This is a genomic window from Aquimarina sediminis (genome assembly GCF_002895435.1).
GTDB classification, from domain to species: domain Bacteria; phylum Bacteroidota; class Bacteroidia; order Flavobacteriales; family Flavobacteriaceae; genus Aquimarina; species Aquimarina sediminis.
Window position 1 is genome coordinate 260086 of sequence record NZ_POYJ01000003.1, and the last position, 16980, is coordinate 277065.

The window sequence follows — 16980 nt, forward strand, 5'->3', positions numbered from 1 at the left end:
TTAGTTTAAAATTTTAACTTTCTGACCATCTTTTACACTTCTGGCACCTTCACTAATAATCGCATCGCCATTATTGATACCTTCAACAACCTCTATCAAGTCTCCTTGCGTTTTTCCGGTTTTTACGATTACTCTTCGGGCTTGAGCTATATTCTGGGAATCCTTGTCAGAAGTTACGTAGGTATATTGGTCTCCTTCTGCATTTTCTGAGATGATACTTTGAGGGATCAATATGGCTTTTGTGTTAGTGTAATCATTGATTTTTACTTTTGCAGTAAGGTTAGGTTTTATAGTACCTCCCTTAGAAGGGATACTAACTTCTACTGTAAAAGATCTGTTGTTTGGATTGATATAGTTTCCTACCTGACGAATTTTGGTACTGATTGTTTGCCCTAGAACAGGAAAATACACTTCTACGTCTTTACCCTTTGTGATATTTGTGATATATCGTTCTGGTACTTCTGTTTCTATATACATGTCATCTAGGTTAACGATACGTATTACCGGTGTTTGCCCTGGAGAAACAACGCTTCCCTGCTCAGTTATGATATCATCAATAACTCCAGAAAAAGGAGCAGTTATTGTAGTTTTTGCCAGTTGACGCTTTATCTGATTTACTACATTTTGTTGTGCTTCAAAATTTGTTTTTGCTTCCAGAAACTGGATTTCAGAACCTATTTTCTGATCCCAAAGTCTTTTTTGACGATCAAAAGTAGTTTTGGCAAGTTGCGCTTGTACTTCTACCTGGGATAATTGTTGGCTTAACCCACCATCATCAATTCTAGCCAGTAACTGACCTCTGGATACTTTTTGTCCTTTTTTGACATATACTCGGGTAAGAATTCCACTCATTTCTGGATATAGAACTATATTCTTCTTGGTTTCAACATTTCCTTGTAATTCGAGGTAATGATTAAACAAAGTGTCTTTTGCCATAATTGTAGTGACCAAAGGCAGTTTTTTTACAGAATCCAACTTAGCAATAGCATCATCTAATTGTTTCAATTGATTGGCAACCGCTTGTTGCTCTGCCACGATTTCTGTTCGTTTGGTACGTAGGTCTTGTAAATTACCTTCTTCTATAATTTTATCAATAGACTTGTTGTTGTTTTGTCCACATGAAATGATAAGAAGTGATATAGATAATATGGTAAGTATCTTTTTCATAATATGGTTACTTATTGTTTGGTGTGTTTAAAATCGTTTCTAGTTCTGCTTTTTTATTGATAATAGTAAGCATGGCATTTAACACTTCGTTTTGCGAAGAGTATAATTGCAATTGTGCTTGCCTTAATTCAAAACTAGAGGCAAGACCTTCGGTATATTTAATTTGATTTTTTTTCTCGATTCGCTCTGCAAGCGCAAGGTTTTGTTTTGAGGTGTCATAACTTTCTATAGAAAACTTATAATCACTTATAGCGGTATCGTATTGAAGCTGGATTTCTCGTTGTGTTCTAAGAAGATCTGTTCTTGATTGTTCATCAGCTATTCGAGCCTGTTGCGTTCTGGCACTTCTTTTTAATGAACTAAAAATAGGAATATTAAGACTAGCTCCTAAAATAGAAGACTGAAACCATCGCTGATCGCTATCCAGAAAAGTAAAAGAATTGCTATTGGCCTGAGTACCATAGTTAACAAAAGCAGATAAAGAAGGTAGCGCCCGGCTTTTTTCTAATTTTAGTTCTAATCTTCTTTGCTCGGTAACGAGATAAGCCAACCTGTAGTCTATATTGTTCTCCATAATAAAGGGTTTGCCAATAACAGACTGCTCCATGTTTTTTAATGCCAGACCATCCAGGTTATCAGAAAGCACAATGTTGGAGTCTACAGGCACACCCAGTGTTAGATTAAACATTTGCATAGAGATTTTTTCTAAACGTTCTGCATTACTAAGCTGATTAGTAATTTGTAGCAGAGTGATTTGTAGCTGTTCTACATCTTCTTCTTCCGCCAGACCATTTTCAAAAATCTTTTTTGTTTCCAAGTAATTTTTCTCCAAAGTGGATACATTATTTTGAAGAATCTTCACACTTTCTTGCGCTACCAATACACTACCATAAGCATTGATTACTCCTTTTCGAACTTCGAGTTGTGTTTTTTCTTCAACATCATTATTATACTGAAGAAAACTTTTTGCTGCTTCTAATCCAACTAGATATGATCCATCAAAAATAAGTTGACTTAACGTTGCTGTTGCTGATGCTTGTTGTCGGGTTCCGAAAACAACAGGGACAAAGGTTCCCGGTTCTCCACCAGCTACTTCTCCCGGTATTAATGATACAGGTTGTTTTAATCGATTTTGATAATCTACAGCTGCACTAAGTTGTGGAAGACCATCTGCGGTAGTTTCCCATTTTCTTTTCAGTGCTTTTGCTACATCTCTTCTTGCGTTAATTGATTGATAACTGTTTTCTAATGCAAATTCTATAGCCTCATCCAGTGTAAAGGAATAAGAAGAACTTGTTGGTGGTTGTTGTGCTGATATTGTGGTTGTTAATAGCCAACCCAGACAGATTAACCAAAGGTTGTTTCTCATGTTTATATTACTCTTTTATTAGTAGATTGTTTAAAATTTCTAACCCTTTTTCTGTTGCAATTCCCCTTACGTGATATTCTAGATAATCTGCCATAAGTTGAGTCATGGGAAATATATGTATAGGAAACATCTCCTGATCCTTTATCCCAATTATTCCATTAAAATATATTCTCGAAATAAACTGAATGTCTATATTTTTTCTAAAAACCCCTTTTTTTATTCCTCGGTCTAAGTTTTCGATGACACAATCTTGCATCAGTTCGAATTGTTTAACTTTTAAGGTTTTGTATATTTTGGGGTAGTATTTTTGAAGTTGATATTGCGGAGAAGTTTTTTCGTCTTTTAGATGCTTCATCACAAAAGCTTTAATCTCATATAGTTCTTCTATAGGTCCGGTTTTTTGCTCCACGATAGCATCGATTCCACATGATATATTGCAAAACAAATAGTCGGTAGTGGCCATTATTAGTTCTGTTTTGTTTTGAAAATGGGTATAAATAGTTTTCTTTGAAATCCCCATCTCTGTAGCAAGATCATCCATAGTGACACTCTTGAAACCAAAATTTAGAAACATGTCATTAGCCTTTTCTATTATCTTGTCTTTCATTAAAAGGGTAGCTTGTTTTGGGTCAAATGTACATATGGAAACTTTAAAAACACTAAAAGTTTCCAAGGTTTTACAATTTTTTAACACAATAGATAATTTGAGATAGTAAAAGTTTAGACCTAGGGATGATAATTAGTCCTAATTTTTAAAAAGTTTCAATTACTTTAGCATAAAAATTTACAGTGCAAGCAATTTCTGATTACCAAGGATATTTTTTAGAATATCTATCTCAAAAAACTATAGATAAAGAACCTAAAAATCTTTATGAACCTATAAATTATATTCTTAATCTTGGAGGTAAGCGATTACGACCAATTTTGGTTTTAATGACATCTGAGATTTTTGACGGATCTTATAAAGAGGCTATGGATGCAGCTTTGGCTATAGAGATTTTTCATAACTTCTCTTTGATTCATGATGATATTATGGACGATGCTCCTCTTAGAAGAGGTAAAGAGACTGTGCATGAAAAATGGGATATCAATACAGGGATTCTCTCAGGAGATGCTATGTTGATCAATGCATATCAATTGTTTGAAAATTATAAGAGTGATGTTTTTAAAGAATTGGCTACTTTATTTACTAAGACAGCGATAGAAGTATGTGAGGGGCAACAATATGATATTGATTTTGAGACCAGAGATGATGTGACGATTTCAGAATACATCAAAATGATTGAGTATAAAACAGCAGTTTTAGTAGGTGCCGCCATGAAAATGGGAGCTATTGTAGCTAATGCCTCAGAAAACTGTAGGGCTTCGATTTATGATTTTGGTAGATTGTTGGGATTAGCATTTCAACTACAAGACGACTATCTTGATGCTTTTGGTGACCCAAAAACTTTTGGGAAACAAGTAGGTGGGGATATTATCGAGAATAAGAAAACCATTTTGTATTTAAAAGCGCTCGAATTCGGTAATAAAGATGAACAAAAACAACTAAAAGGGTTGTTCTCCTTAAATCCGGATAATCCTACGGATAAAATAAATACCGTAAAGCATATTTTTGAAACCACAGGAGCAAAAGATCAAACTCGATTAGAAATCGAAAAATATACAGCAAAAGCATTTGCGGTTTTGGAAAACCTTTCTATCACAGAAGATAAGAAAACTGCGTTAAAATTGTTTGGAGAGAAATTAATGAACAGAAGTGTCTAAATACAGTATTACAACAGCAAAACAATTAATTGATGAGGTTGGTAACTCAGATCTTTATCCTCAGTTTATGGCTCAGGTTCAAAAGGATTTGAATAGGGCAGGTATTGACTATACTATTAAAAGTAAAAAACCTCAAGAACTATTTCCTGAAATAGGAAGCTTGCTTATTGAAAAATTGCAAAATGCATTTAACGAATATATTAACTTGCTGTATGCGGTTGATGTATCTGAGGTTGAAATAAAGAATCTAAGGTCAGAAGATAGTGTAGATATTGCAGAATATGCGACCTACCTCATTTTAAAGAGAGAGTGGCAAAAAGTATGGTATAGAAATAAGCTATAAAGACATAAAGCAAATGAAGTTATATAATAGTATTTTTTTCTTGTTGTTTTTGACTTTTACATATGGTCAGGAGTTATCTCAAAATGAAGTAAATACTTCTTATGAAGTATTCTTAGAGGCTGTAGCCAAAAAAGATACCTTAATAAAACAAGTGTTTAAACGATATAAATGTTCTGAATATTTTTCAGGGAGTGTTAATTTTTATTATAAAGATGAAAAATTAAAACTTATAAAACATCTATACAAACAGCATTCGGATGTTAGCTTAGAGTACTATTTTATAGAAAATGATACACTAAGATTGCAAACAGTGGTTTCTGAAATTACTAGGTTTAATACTTTTTCTTTTAAAAGCGCCCATGAAAACTCTTCATCGATTGAAAAAGTCTTAGAGGTAACAGAATTCCGAACATTTTTCGATAATTATCTTACTGCAGGATGTTATGAGAAAAAACATATGGAGAAATTGTCAGAATGGGACAACGATCTTTTTAAGTCTTTAGATTTTAATAAGAGTAGTTGTTTAAAGGATAATGTAGATGATGTACATTATAAATACAGATTACTTCGAAAAGCCGAAACAAAACTTATTAGCTATAGGAATAAACCCAGCTGTATTTTTTATATGTGGTAGGAGTAATTGATCTAAAGGAATATGATGATTTTCAGAAGAATACTCCGATAAATGGCACATATGCGCTGCCATAAATACTTTTATCTTCGTCATACAGAACATCGTAACGCACACCAACATTTACATTTCCAATACGATAACCCGCTCCAAAAAATAGCGCAGGGTACCAATAATTTTCTTTTAAATCTTCTGCGGATGCAATTTCAAAAGTTCTAGAAACCCCCATTTCCTGAAACTCCATAGAAAGTTGAATTTCGCGAAGAGGATTGTAAAAAGCAAGAATTCTTCCTCCATAATTAGTGGCTGTATAATCGTTAGATTCTAGGTATCCAAAACTTATGCCTGCTCCTAAAGAAAATTGCTCATTGAAATTATAAATTGCAGCCGGTTCAATTACTCCACTAAACGTATCATTACCTATTCCTATGCCTAGATTACCTCCAAAACTTACATTAGACCAAAAATCATCTTGTTGAGCATTGCTTTTTTGTAAGGAAAAAATAATTGAGAGAACTAATACCAAGATTTTGGTATTTTGACGAACATTTACTTTCATTGTTAATTTTATAAAAAATTATAATATAAATATAGATAATTCGATACTTAATATACCCTAATTGTTGTATTTTTGTGACGTTTTATTATTTAAAAGACAGTTGAATACTTACTTATGGATAAATATTCATTTTTAAATGCGGCTAATACCGCATTTTTTGCAGATTTGTATGATCAATATTTGCAAAGCCCCGATAGTGTAGAACCCAGCTGGAGAGCATTTTTTCAGGGATTTGATTTTGGATTAGAAAGTGGTAGCGAATCAGGAGAAACCATGTATGTTGATACTTCCTCTGAAGAAACCATAGCCGTTCCTCAAAACGTTCAAAAAGAATTTCAGGTAGTGAAGCTAATAGATGCTTACAGAACCAGAGGTCATTTATTCACTAAAACTAACCCCGTAAGAGATAGAAGGAAGTATACTCCTACCTTGGCATTAGAAAATTTTGGATTAAGTCAAAGCGATCTTAATACAGTGTTTAATGCAGGAGAAATTGTGGGTATTGGTCCAAATACGCTAAGCAATATTGTTGTTCACTTAGAGCAAGTGTATTGTGATTCTGTTGGTATCGAGTATATGTATATTCGTAATCCCGAAGAACGAGAGTGGATACAGGCTAGGGTTAATTTCAATACTGACAGAACCAGATTTTCTGCAGAACAGAAAAAACACATCCTTAAAAAATTAAATCAAGCAGTTTCGTTTGAAAGCTTCTTGCATACCAAATATGTTGGGCAAAAACGATTTTCCCTCGAAGGAGGAGAGTCTCTTATTCCAGCACTCGATGCATTGGTAGAAAAAGCAGCCGGCTTTGGTGTAAAAGAGTTTGTGATGGGGATGGCACATCGTGGTCGTTTAAGTACTCTGACTAATATTTTTGGAAAAAGCCCTAAAGATATCTTTAGCGAATTTGATGGTAAAGATTATGAAGAGGCTGTATTTGATGGAGATGTAAAATATCATTTGGGTTGGACCTCTAAAAGAGAATCTGATTCTGGAAAAGCTATTAATATGAACATCGCTCCAAATCCATCACATTTGGAAACGGTAGGAGCAGTTGTTGAAGGGATTACAAGAGCTAAACAGGATAAGCATTATAAAAACGATATTTCTCAGGTATTGCCTATTGTAGTTCATGGAGATGCAGCTGTAGCTGGGCAAGGATTAGTGTACGAAATTGTGCAAATGGCACAATTGGATGGGTATAAAACAGGAGGAACAATTCATATAGTAGTAAACAATCAGATTGGATTTACTACTAATTACCTGGATGCACGTTCATCTACATATTGTACTGATATAGGAAAGGTAACTTTGTCTCCGGTTTTGCATGTTAATGCCGATGATGCCGAGGCAGTGGTTCATGCAACTAATTTTGCATTAGAGTTTAGAATGAACTTTGGGCGAGATGTATTTATAGATTTATTAGGATATCGTAAATACGGGCATAACGAAGGTGATGAACCACGTTTTACTCAGCCTAAATTATATAAAGCGATTTCTAAGCATAAAAATCCACGAGATATTTATGCAGAAAAATTAATTTCTGAAGGTGTTATCGAAGCAGATTATGTTGCTCAACTAGAGAAAGAATATAAAGCTTCTCTCGAAGAAGAATTGGAAGATTCTCGTAAGCAAGAAAAAACAGTGATTACTCCGTTTATGCAAGATGAGTGGGCTGGCTTTGAGAGAGTGCAGGAAGATAAAATGATGGAAGTGGTGGATACCACATATCCAAAAGATGAATTGACCGAGATTGCAGAGGTAATTACTAAGCTTCCTTCTGATAAGAAGTTCCTTCGTAAAATTGAGAAAATAATTAATGATAGACATAAAAGATTCTTTGAAACTGATCAATTAGATTGGGCTATGGGAGAATTACTGGCTTATGGCTCTTTATTAAAAGAAGGATACGATGTGAGAATGAGTGGACAGGATGTAGAGCGAGGAACATTTTCTCATAGACATGCTGTAGTAAAGGTAGAAGATAGCGAAGAAGAAATATTATTATTGAATAACCTAAAAGGAAATCAGGGAGATTTTTATATCTACAATTCATTATTGTCAGAATATGGTGTCTTAGGTTTTGATTATGGGTATGCTATGGCTAGCCCTAAGACATTGGCTATTTGGGAAGCTCAATTTGGAGATTTTGGTAATGGAGCGCAGATTATGCTAGATCAATATATATCCTCAGCAGAAGATAAGTGGAAATTACAAAATGGTCTGGTGATGTTGTTGCCACATGGTTATGAAGGTCAGGGAGCAGAACATTCTTCTGCACGTATGGAACGATATTTACAGCTTTGTGCAAAGGATAATATGTTTGTTGCAGATGTATCAACACCTGCTAATATGTTTCATTTGCTACGTAGACAGATGAAAGCTAAGTATCGTAAGCCCTTAATCGTTTTTACACCCAAAAGCCTATTACGACACCCTAAAGTATATTCTTCTGTAGAAGAATTTGCTAACGGAAGCTTTCAAGCGGTATTGGATGACCCTGATGCAAAAGCAAAAGATGTAAAATCATTAGTTTTTTGTACAGGTAAATTCTACTATGATTTATTAGCAGAAAAAGAGGAGTTAGATAGAAAAGATGTTGCTTTGGTAAGAATTGAACAATTATTCCCATTGCCAGTTTCTGAAATGGATAAGATAATTGCTAAGTATAAAGCAGATGAGGTAATATGGGCACAAGAAGAGCCTCGTAATATGGGAGCTTTGAGTCATATGTTAATGAACTATGATCAGGCAAAAAACTTTAGATTTGCAAGTAGAAGACCTTATGGTGCTCCTGCAGCGGGTAGTGCAACCAGATCTAAAAGAAGACATCAAGAAGTAATTGATTATGTATTTGATAAAACAAAGAATAATCAAAGAAGATAAATATAGTAAATACATATAGTTAGAAGTTTCCAAAGGAAATTATATAAAGGATAAATTCAGAATTATGGCTTTAGAAATGAAAGTCCCATCACCGGGAGAATCTATAACAGAAGTAGAAATAGCTCAGTGGCTTGTAGAAACTGGTGATTATGTTGAAAAAGATCAAGCAATTGCAGAGGTTGATAGTGATAAGGCAACCCTAGAATTACCTGCTGAAGCAAGTGGAGTTATTACTCTTAAGGCTGAAGAAGGAGATGCTGTAGCAGTAGGTCAGGTAGTATGTCTTATTGATACAGATGCTGCTAAACCAGAAGGAGCAGCTGCACCAGCAGAGGAAGCACCAAAAGTAGAAAGCAAAAAAGAAGAAGCTCCGGCTGCTGTGTCAGCCAAAACAGAAACATATGCTACAGGATCAGCTTCTCCTGCTGCTAAGAAAGTACTTGCAGAAAAAGGTATTGATGCTTCTCAGGTATCTGGAACTGGTAGAGATGGACGTATTACTAAAGCTGACGCATTGGATGCTAAACCATCAATGGGAACTCCAGGTCTTGCTGGTAGAGGAGAAACTAGAAAGAAATTATCAATGCTTCGCCGTAAAGTGGCAGAGCGCTTGGTTTCGGTAAAAAATGAAACGGCAATGTTGACTACTTTTAATGAGGTAGATATGCAGCCTATTTTTGATTTGAGAAGCCAGTATAAGGAAACATTCAAGGCTAAACATGGAGTAAGTTTAGGATTTATGTCCTTCTTTACCCTTGCATGTGTTAGGGCTTTAAAATTGTTTCCTGCAGTTAATTCTATGATAGATGGTAAAGAAATGATTTCTTACGATTTTCAGGATATTAGTATTGCTGTGTCTGGACCTAAAGGATTAATGGTGCCTGTAATTCGTAATGCAGAGAATTTAAGTTTTAGAGGAGTTGAGTCTGAAGTAAAACGATTGGCAATAAGAGCTCGTGATGGTCAGATTACTGTTGATGAAATGACAGGAGGGACTTTTACTATTACTAATGGAGGTGTTTTCGGAAGTATGCTTTCTACACCAATTATTAATCCACCACAGAGTGCTATCTTAGGAATGCATAATATTGTAGAACGACCAATAGTTAGAGATGGACAAATAGTAGTCGCACCAATTATGTATGTGGCACTATCTTATGACCATAGAATTATTGATGGTAAAGAGTCTGTAGGATTTCTTGTAGCGGTAAAAGAGGCTTTAGAAAACCCAGAAGAATTACTAATGGATAATAATGTAACGAGAGCATTAGAATTGTAATTCAATTTTAGAAAGAAACAAGTTATAAAAGAAAAGCTCCCTGTTTACTAATAAACAGGGAGCTTTTCTTTTACGGTAAATTCAAAGTATAAATGGTGTTAAATAAATAAATCCAAAATATCAAATGAAAATTGTACGGAATTACTCTGAAAAGCGTTTTCAAGTGATGTTGCATTTAAGGGGTTGCTCCATGGTTCTTCTCTGTTCATATATATTGGTTTAATAGGTTTATTCTGGATTTTTGATAAGGATTTAGCATTTTGATACATAATGCTGTTATTGATTGATTGGTCATAAAAGTAAAGAGGTATATTATGATGAAATAGGAAACTGTTGGAATATGTAATTTTAGGACTTTTGAAATTTGGTGTTGTGGGAGTGTAAAGGGAGAAATAATTTGGTTGATATATTATAGTGCGATTCGAATTGAGGGTGCTTGTTAAAGATTGGGAGGAAGCTAAATTACTAAATGTGTAAAATGATATGAAAAATAAAATTTTTAGATTCATGATATATGGATTTGGTGTGTTAAATATGAAAAATGATTTATAAAATTATCTTCTATATGTATTACAACATCTAAATAATGGAATACCCTATTTTTTTTGAGTATTTATAATAACTACGATGTTTGTGTAGGTTAGGGTAGTTGCAAAAGTGTAAATTTTGCTTTGGCGTTTTTTTGTATTTGACGGCTATCATGACCGTAGAGAGTAAAAAGGCTTCTGTGTTGAATGTTTTACTCCTGCGTGTTATAATTTTCGATACAGCTTTTGGTTGGGATAGATATAGTAGTTGGGGTATGTTAGTCTAAAATCATTTTACTATAAGGAATGATTGTGAGATATCCTTTTTCTTTGAAATAAGACATTTCTGAAGTGCTCCCAGTAACCAGGATAAAATCTCCGCCCCAGCCACCAAGACTTTTGATACTTCCTTTGTAGTCTTGGAACAATCTGGATTTTACAGTAGGGGTTTTAATAATTTTAGAAATAACCTCTTCGTGCAAATCAATTAATGCTGTAAACTCAGCTAATGTAGAGCAGTTTACTATTTTAGAGGTGATTTCATTTACTGCTGCTTCTGCCTGATCAAAATGTTTTAGAGGTAGTGATTGGTAATGTTTAATAGAGGCTTTGCTGTCTTGCTTTTGGTTTAAATAGATAAAAAACAAGGATTCTTTAAAAGAGGGATTGAAATTTGCAATGGTTACTACAGGCTTTCCTTCATTTCGTTTGTATAATATAGGAGAGTCATGTTGGGCGCAAGCAATATCATACCCACTGCCTCCAAAGCTTTTTTCGAGTAAGGTAAAAGCATCAACTTTTGCCCATTGAGCAATATTGTTAATAAGAGTAGAAGAAGATCCCAGTCCCCATTGGCGATTAAATTCTAATCTGCTTTCAATTTTGTAGCCATTTTGTTTAGTAAGAAAATCAGGATTTAACTCTTTTGCGCAAGTAAGAATGTTGATTAACGTGTTTTCGATATCATTTTTGTCAGTGGAGCCCTCAGCTTGTTGAAAAGTTATGCCATCTGGTGTTAAATTAGTTTTGAACCAGCAGTTACCCTCGTTATCCAGGCTTTGCCATGTAATTTGGTTGCCTTCACACTCTTCAATAATAAGCCATTGTCCTTTTTTGGTGGGTATTGCTAATGCATTTACTCCATCTAGAACTAAGTATTCTGCCGTAAGTAATAATTTGCCATGACTGTAAAAAGATGTTTTCATTTTTAACCTCTTAGTTTTTCGATCTGTGATACTACTTCGCTATGAGTAACCGCGTTTGTTTTAAAATATTTTACAAGTTGTTCTTTTTCCCTTTCAGTAGCTTTAAATTGGTTTAGGATGTTCATAAGGTGCATTTTCATATGTCCTTGTTGAATTCCTGTTGTGATCAACGAATTTATTGCTGCAAAGTTTTGAGCAAGCCCTGCGACGGCAGTAATTTCCATTAGTTTACTGGCATTAGGTCTTTCAAGCAGTTGTAATGCTAGTTTTACAAGAGGATGAAGAGATGTTAAACCTCCAACAGTTCCTAGAGCTAATGGAAGCTCGATAGAAAACGTAAAGGTATCATCTTTGATTTCTGCATGAGTGAGACTGGCATATTTACCATTTCGGGAGGCGTATGCATGAGCTCCAGCTTCTATAGCTCTAAAGTCGTTTCCTGTTGCCAATACAACTGCATCTATCCCATTCATAATACCTTTATTGTGCGTAACAGCTCGGTAAGGTTCTATTTCTGCTATACGAACTGCTCTTACAAATTTTTCAGCATATTGTCTTGAAGAAAGTGTCTTTGTGTGCGGTAAGTCTTTTATAGAGCAAGATACATGGGCTTTTACCAAACATTGGGGCACATAATTAGAAAGAATGCTCATAATGATCTCAATGTCTTTTTCTGTATTAGAAAAATCATTGTGTTTTTTTGCTTCTGATTGTATTGTTTTGGCAAATTGTTCCAGACAAGAATTGATGAAATTTGCTCCCATTGCGTCTACAGTCTCAAAAGTGCAATGCAGTTGATAGTAGTTGTCAATTTCTGTAGTTTTATCCCGAAGTTCAATGTCTATAACTCCTCCTCCTCGCTTTTTCATATTTTCAGTTATATGAGATACAGAAGAAAATAGTTCGGGCTTAATTAGAGAAAAGAATTGTTGTGCTTTTTTAGGACTTCCTGTAAAGGTAAAATGAACCTGACCAACTTTTATCGTTGATAGAACCTCTGCTTTAAACCCACCACGAGTTTGCCAGAATTTAGCAGCTTTGCTGGCTGCAGCTACCACAGAGCTTTCTTCGATAGTCATGGGTAGTGTATATCGCTTATCGTTGATAAGAAAATTTGGAGCTACCGAAAAAGGAAGGTAGTAGTTGGAAATAGTATTTTCGGTAAATTCATCATGAAGCTGTTGAAGTCCATGATCAGAGTTCCAGTAGGTTACCAAAGTGTCTATTGCATTTTGATCATTATTAAAATGATGCTCTGCTAGCCATTTGATTTTGTCGGTTTTAGAGAGTTTAGAGAAGCCAGAAACTACAGGTGCCATTATATTTTTTATTTGTAATGCGTCAAAGATACTATTCTGTTTTGTCATATGAATAGCTAAACGGTTTTTGATGTGCCTAAACTGTTTTTGTGTTATTGATTTCTTTTAATAAGGAGTATTGCTTAAGATCTGTTTTATCAAAAATGACTATTCTTTAATGTTCTTAATAGGTATTGGTATATTGATTAAGAAGTGATACCTCAAATAGGCAAATTTTGATTTTTTTGATAATATGTTAAAAAAAAACAGGGATGCACCTGTGTTTTTATGGTATTTAACAGCAATTGTTGTATTTTTCACCGATTTTTTAAATATTATTTGCGTCAGCAGTCTCTAAAATTATGATATGAAAATTACAAAATTGTATTTTATAATTACACTTTTTATTGGACTTGTGGCTTCTGCACAAGTAAAAGAACTTTCGTTAAAAGAAATTTGGGGAGGAGCTTTTAGAACGGAAGGGCTACAATCTTTACATTCTATGAAAAATGGAAATGAGTATTCTGTGATAGAGCAAGATGCTATTTCTGGTGCTATTAATATAGAGATTTATACTTATGAAACTGGCAAAAAAGCAAGAACATTAATTAGTTCTTCTCTTAATGATTTATCTACATTTCAAGGATATTCATTTAGTGAAAATGAAAACAGGATTTTACTTTCTAGTCAGTTAGAACAAATATATCGCCGATCTTCAAAAGGAATTTATCATATTTATGATGTTCCTTCTAAAAGTATCTTTAAGGTAAGCGATAAAAAAATTCAATCCCCTTTACTTTCTCCTGATGGTAATAAAATAGCCTATGTTTTAGACAATAATATTTATATGCTCAACCTGACAACAGGACAAGAAGTGCAATTAACTGATGATGGTAAGAAAAATGAAATCATCAACGGTATTACGGATTGGGTGTATGAAGAAGAGTTTTCTATTGTTAGAGCTTTTGATTGGAGTGCCGATAGTAACAAAATTGCTTTTTTGAGGTTTGATGAAACAGAAGTACCAGAGTTTTCTATGGATGTGTATGGTACTGATTTATATCAAAAACAAGATGTTTTTAAATATCCCAAGGCAGGAGAGAAGAATGCAAAAGTCTCCTTATTTGTAGCAGACATTGCTAAAATGGCTTTGGATGAGGTCAAATTGGGAGATTATAAAGATTTTTATGTCCCTAGAATTAAATGGACTGCTAATCCAGATGTTTTGAGTGTACAAGTACTAAACAGACACCAAAATAATCTGGATTTAATTTTTGTAGACGCCAAGACAAAAACGCCTAAAGTGGTACTTAATGAAAAAGATGAAGCTTATGTGGATATAACAGATAACCTTACATTCTTAGATGATAATAGCTTTATCTGGACTAGTGAAAAGGATGGGTATAATCATATCTATCATTATAAAGAAACTGGTGAATTGATTAACCAGGTTACAAAAGGTTCTTGGGAAGTAACAAATTACTATGGCTTCGATAAAAAGAATAAAAAAATATGTTACCAAAGTGTAGAGAATGGAAGTATCAATCGGGATATCTATACCATTACTTTGGATGGAAAAAACAAAAAGCGATTAAGCCAAAAAGAAGGGACTAATGATGCAGAGTTTAGTGCAGACTTTAGTTTTTATATTAACTATTTTTCTAATGCTACAACTCCATATGAGTATACGCTTAATGATGGAAAGACAGGAAAAGTTGTTCGCGAAATTAAAAACAACAAAGGATTATTAGAAAAGTTAAAGAACTATAATGTATTGTCGAAAGAATTTTCTGAAATTCAGATTAATGGAGATACGTTGAATACGTGGATGATTAAGCCAAAAGATTTTGACCCAGGTAAAAAGTATCCTTTATTAATGTATCAGTATTCTGGACCAGGATCTCAATCGGTAAAAAACTCTTGGCATAGCGCCAATGATTATTGGTATATGATGTTGGCACAGCAAGGATATATCGTTGTGTGTGTAGATGGAAAAGGAACAGGTTTAAAAGGAGCTAAGTTTAAAAAAGCTACACAAAATGATCTAGGAAACCTCGAAGTAAAGGATCAGATAGCTGCGGCAAAACATTTTGGAGCATTAGACTATATTGATGCTTCTCGTATCGGTATTTGGGGATGGAGTTATGGAGGTTTTATGTCTAGTAATTGTTTGTTTAAAGCCCCAGACACATTTAAAATGGCTATAGCCGTTGCTCCTGTTACCAGTTGGAGGTTTTATGATACAATATATACAGAGAGATATTTGACCACCCCACAAGAGAATCCAAAAGGATATGATGATAATTCGCCTATTAACTTTGTAGATGGATTAAAAGGAAAATTCTTATTAGTACATGGTAGTGCAGACGATAATGTACATGTACAAAATACAATGCAGCTGGTTGAAGCGTTGGTACAGGCTAATAAAGATTTTGATTGGGCCATATACCCAGATAAGAATCATGGAATCTATGGTGGTAATACAAGATTACATTTATACAACAAAATGACGAACTTCATTAAAAACAACTTATAATAAATTAAACATAATGGCAAATACAGTTAAAGCAGCTCATCAAAAAGAGCTTTTTGGGCATCCCGTGGGATTATACATTTTATTTTTTACAGAAATGTGGGAACGTTTTTCATACTATGGTATGAGAGCACTTTTTGTGTTATACCTTACTACTAAGACTGTAGATGAAAATCCTGGTTTAGGGTGGTCTTCAGGAGAAGCTTTGGCACTGTATGGTTGGTATACGATGCTTGTATATGTGGCGTCAATTCCTGGTGGATGGATTGCAGATAAATTCTTAGGACAAAAGAAATCAGTACTCTTAGGAGGGCTTTTGCTAGTAGCAGGGCATAGTATTTTAGCTATTGAAGAAATGTGGGCATGGTATACTGGTCTTGGTTTAATTATTGCGGGAGTAGGAATGCTAAAACCAAATATATCGACAATGGTTGGAGGCTTGTATAAGCAAGGAGATATACGAAGAGATAAAGGATTTACTATTTTTTATATAGGGATTAATCTTGGAGCATTTTTATCTAGTTTGATCGTTGGATATGTAGGAGAAGTACATGGATGGCACTATGGTTTTGGTCTTGCTGGTATTGGAATGGCTTTGGGGTTATTACAGTATCTTTTAGGTCAAAAATATCTTGCCCATGTGGGTAATTTTTTAGGAACTTCTGACAAAGCAGAAGATAAAGAAGCAATGAAAAAACCATTAACTAAAATAGAAAAAGATAGGATAGTAGTACTTCTTATTTCTTTTTTATTGGTTATTGTTTTTTGGGGAGCCTTTGAGCAAGCAGGGGGATTGATGAATATTTATGCAAAAGAAAAAACAAATAGGATGTTAATGGGATGGGAAGTTCCTGCTTCTTGGTTTCAATCTTTAAATGCAATGTTTATAATTTTCTTGGGAACAACAGTTGCATTATATTGGGCTAATAGAAAATTAAAAGGAAAAATTTCAAGTTCTTTGTTTAAAATGATTGTTGGCCTCGTTATTATGGGTACAGGATTCTTTTTTATGACGGCGGCTTCTATGGAGTTTAATGCTAATGGATCTTCAGCAATGTATTGGTTGGTATTAGCTTACTTGTTTCATACTATTGGAGAACTTTGTATATCTCCAGTAGCCTTATCTTTTATCACCAAATTAGCCCCTGTTAAATATGGAGCTTTAATGATGGGAGTATATTTTGCAATGACAGGTCTTGGAAACAAGTTAGCGGGCTTACTAGGTGAATCAGCAGAGGATCTTGGTGAGTTTACTATTTTTACAGGAATAGCAGTTTTTTGTGTAGTCTTTGGATTATTGGTAATGGTGTTTAGAAAAAAACTAGAAATCCTTACACATGGTGTAGAGGATAAAGAAGGAAATATACATGAAGAGGCAGAAGGTTTTGAATTAGCAGATAACGCATAAAATTACAC

At 34.2% G+C, this 16980-nt stretch carries 13 protein-coding genes; 7 read left to right on the forward strand and 6 right to left on the reverse strand.

The genetic code is table 11. The features are described 5' to 3' along the window. Genes C1X07_RS09765 through C1X07_RS09775 form a run of 3 tightly spaced genes read right to left on the reverse strand, consistent with a single transcriptional unit; the run spans position 1 to position 3143 of the window. Positions 1–1167, reverse strand: a complete 1167-nt coding sequence (locus C1X07_RS09765; protein WP_103069827.1) for an efflux RND transporter periplasmic adaptor subunit — start codon at positions 1165–1167, stop codon at positions 1–3. 7 nt (positions 1168–1174) lie between these two features. Then, positions 1175–2536 (reverse strand): TolC family protein, encoded by a 1362-nt coding sequence (locus C1X07_RS09770; RefSeq protein WP_103069828.1) that lies wholly within the window; start codon positions 2534–2536, stop codon positions 1175–1177. Positions 2537–2543: 7 nt separating this feature from the next. Then, positions 2544–3143 (reverse strand): TetR/AcrR family transcriptional regulator, encoded by a 600-nt coding sequence (locus C1X07_RS09775; protein WP_103069829.1) that lies wholly within the window; start codon positions 3141–3143, stop codon positions 2544–2546. 182 nt (positions 3144–3325) lie between these two features. On the opposite strand from C1X07_RS09775, the gene C1X07_RS09780 reads away from it, so the two are divergent. The 3 genes from C1X07_RS09780 to C1X07_RS09790 are packed head-to-tail and all read left to right on the forward strand — an operon-like array spanning position 3326 to position 5277. Further along, positions 3326–4300, forward strand: coding sequence for a polyprenyl synthetase family protein (locus C1X07_RS09780; RefSeq protein ID WP_103069830.1), 975 nt, complete (start codon positions 3326–3328; stop codon positions 4298–4300). Further along, a complete protein-coding gene (locus tag C1X07_RS09785) occupies positions 4293–4643 on the forward strand; it encodes a hypothetical protein (RefSeq protein ID WP_103069831.1) in 351 nt (116 codons plus the stop codon). The genes C1X07_RS09780 and C1X07_RS09785 overlap by 8 nt, the downstream gene beginning before the upstream one ends. Before the next feature lie 13 nt (positions 4644–4656). Next, entirely contained in the window at positions 4657–5277 is a 621-nt protein-coding gene (locus C1X07_RS09790) for a hypothetical protein (RefSeq protein WP_128755240.1), read from the forward strand. Between the two features lie 31 nt (positions 5278–5308). Here the strand turns inward: C1X07_RS09790 and C1X07_RS09795 are convergent, their stop codons facing one another. Next, entirely contained in the window at positions 5309–5833 is a 525-nt protein-coding gene (locus C1X07_RS09795) for an alpha-ketoglutarate decarboxylase (RefSeq protein ID WP_241507225.1), read from the reverse strand. A gap of 114 nt (positions 5834–5947) precedes the next feature. On the opposite strand from C1X07_RS09795, the gene C1X07_RS09800 reads away from it, so the two are divergent. Further along, positions 5948–8722 carry a 2-oxoglutarate dehydrogenase E1 component gene (locus C1X07_RS09800; RefSeq protein WP_103069833.1) on the forward strand — a complete coding sequence of 925 codons (2775 nt, stop codon included), beginning with the start codon at positions 5948–5950 and terminating at the stop codon, positions 8720–8722. Between the two features lie 64 nt (positions 8723–8786). After that, positions 8787–10001, forward strand: coding sequence for a 2-oxoglutarate dehydrogenase complex dihydrolipoyllysine-residue succinyltransferase (gene odhB / locus C1X07_RS09805; protein WP_103069834.1), 1215 nt, complete (start codon positions 8787–8789; stop codon positions 9999–10001). Positions 10002–10806: 805 nt separating this feature from the next. Here odhB and C1X07_RS09810 read toward each other — a convergent pair. After that, positions 10807–11733 carry a GYDIA family GHMP kinase gene (locus C1X07_RS09810; protein WP_103069835.1) on the reverse strand — a complete coding sequence of 309 codons (927 nt, stop codon included), beginning with the start codon at positions 11731–11733 and terminating at the stop codon, positions 10807–10809. A gap of 2 nt (positions 11734–11735) precedes the next feature. After that, positions 11736–13052 carry a hydroxymethylglutaryl-CoA reductase, degradative gene (locus C1X07_RS09815; protein ID WP_103069836.1) on the reverse strand — a complete coding sequence of 439 codons (1317 nt, stop codon included), beginning with the start codon at positions 13050–13052 and terminating at the stop codon, positions 11736–11738. 346 nt (positions 13053–13398) lie between these two features. Here C1X07_RS09815 and C1X07_RS09820 point away from each other — a divergent pair, with 346 nt between their 5' ends. Continuing rightward, positions 13399–15567 (forward strand): S9 family peptidase, encoded by a 2169-nt coding sequence (locus tag C1X07_RS09820; protein WP_103069837.1) that lies wholly within the window; start codon positions 13399–13401, stop codon positions 15565–15567. A 13-nt stretch (positions 15568–15580) separates the two neighbouring features. Further along, the gene (locus C1X07_RS09825; protein ID WP_103069838.1) at positions 15581–16972 is read left to right on the forward strand and encodes a peptide MFS transporter; all 1392 of its coding nucleotides are present in this window, start codon (positions 15581–15583) and stop codon (positions 16970–16972) included. The last annotated feature ends 8 nt before the right edge of the window (positions 16973–16980 follow it).

Excerpts from the sequence above, each read along its gene's own strand:
- C1X07_RS09765 (WP_103069827.1), bottom strand. The coding sequence starts at position 1,167 with ATGAAAAAGATACTTACCATATTATCTATATCACTTCTTATCATTTCA.
- C1X07_RS09770 (WP_103069828.1), bottom strand. The coding sequence starts at position 2,536 with ATGAGAAACAACCTTTGGTTAATCTGTCTGGGTTGGCTATTAACAACC.
- C1X07_RS09775 (WP_103069829.1), bottom strand. The coding sequence starts at position 3,143 with ATGAAAGACAAGATAATAGAAAAGGCTAATGACATGTTTCTAAATTTT.
- C1X07_RS09790 (WP_128755240.1), top strand. The coding sequence starts at position 4,657 with ATGAAGTTATATAATAGTATTTTTTTCTTGTTGTTTTTGACTTTTACA.
- C1X07_RS09795 (WP_241507225.1), bottom strand. The coding sequence starts at position 5,833 with ATGAAAGTAAATGTTCGTCAAAATACCAAAATCTTGGTATTAGTTCTC.
- C1X07_RS09800 (WP_103069833.1), top strand. The coding sequence starts at position 5,948 with ATGGATAAATATTCATTTTTAAATGCGGCTAATACCGCATTTTTTGCA.
- odhB (WP_103069834.1), top strand. The coding sequence starts at position 8,787 with ATGGCTTTAGAAATGAAAGTCCCATCACCGGGAGAATCTATAACAGAA.
- C1X07_RS09810 (WP_103069835.1), bottom strand. The coding sequence starts at position 11,733 with ATGAAAACATCTTTTTACAGTCATGGCAAATTATTACTTACGGCAGAA.
- C1X07_RS09815 (WP_103069836.1), bottom strand. The coding sequence starts at position 13,052 with ATGGCACCTGTAGTTTCTGGCTTCTCTAAACTCTCTAAAACCGACAAA.
- C1X07_RS09820 (WP_103069837.1), top strand. The coding sequence starts at position 13,399 with ATGAAAATTACAAAATTGTATTTTATAATTACACTTTTTATTGGACTT.
- C1X07_RS09825 (WP_103069838.1), top strand. The coding sequence starts at position 15,581 with ATGGCAAATACAGTTAAAGCAGCTCATCAAAAAGAGCTTTTTGGGCAT.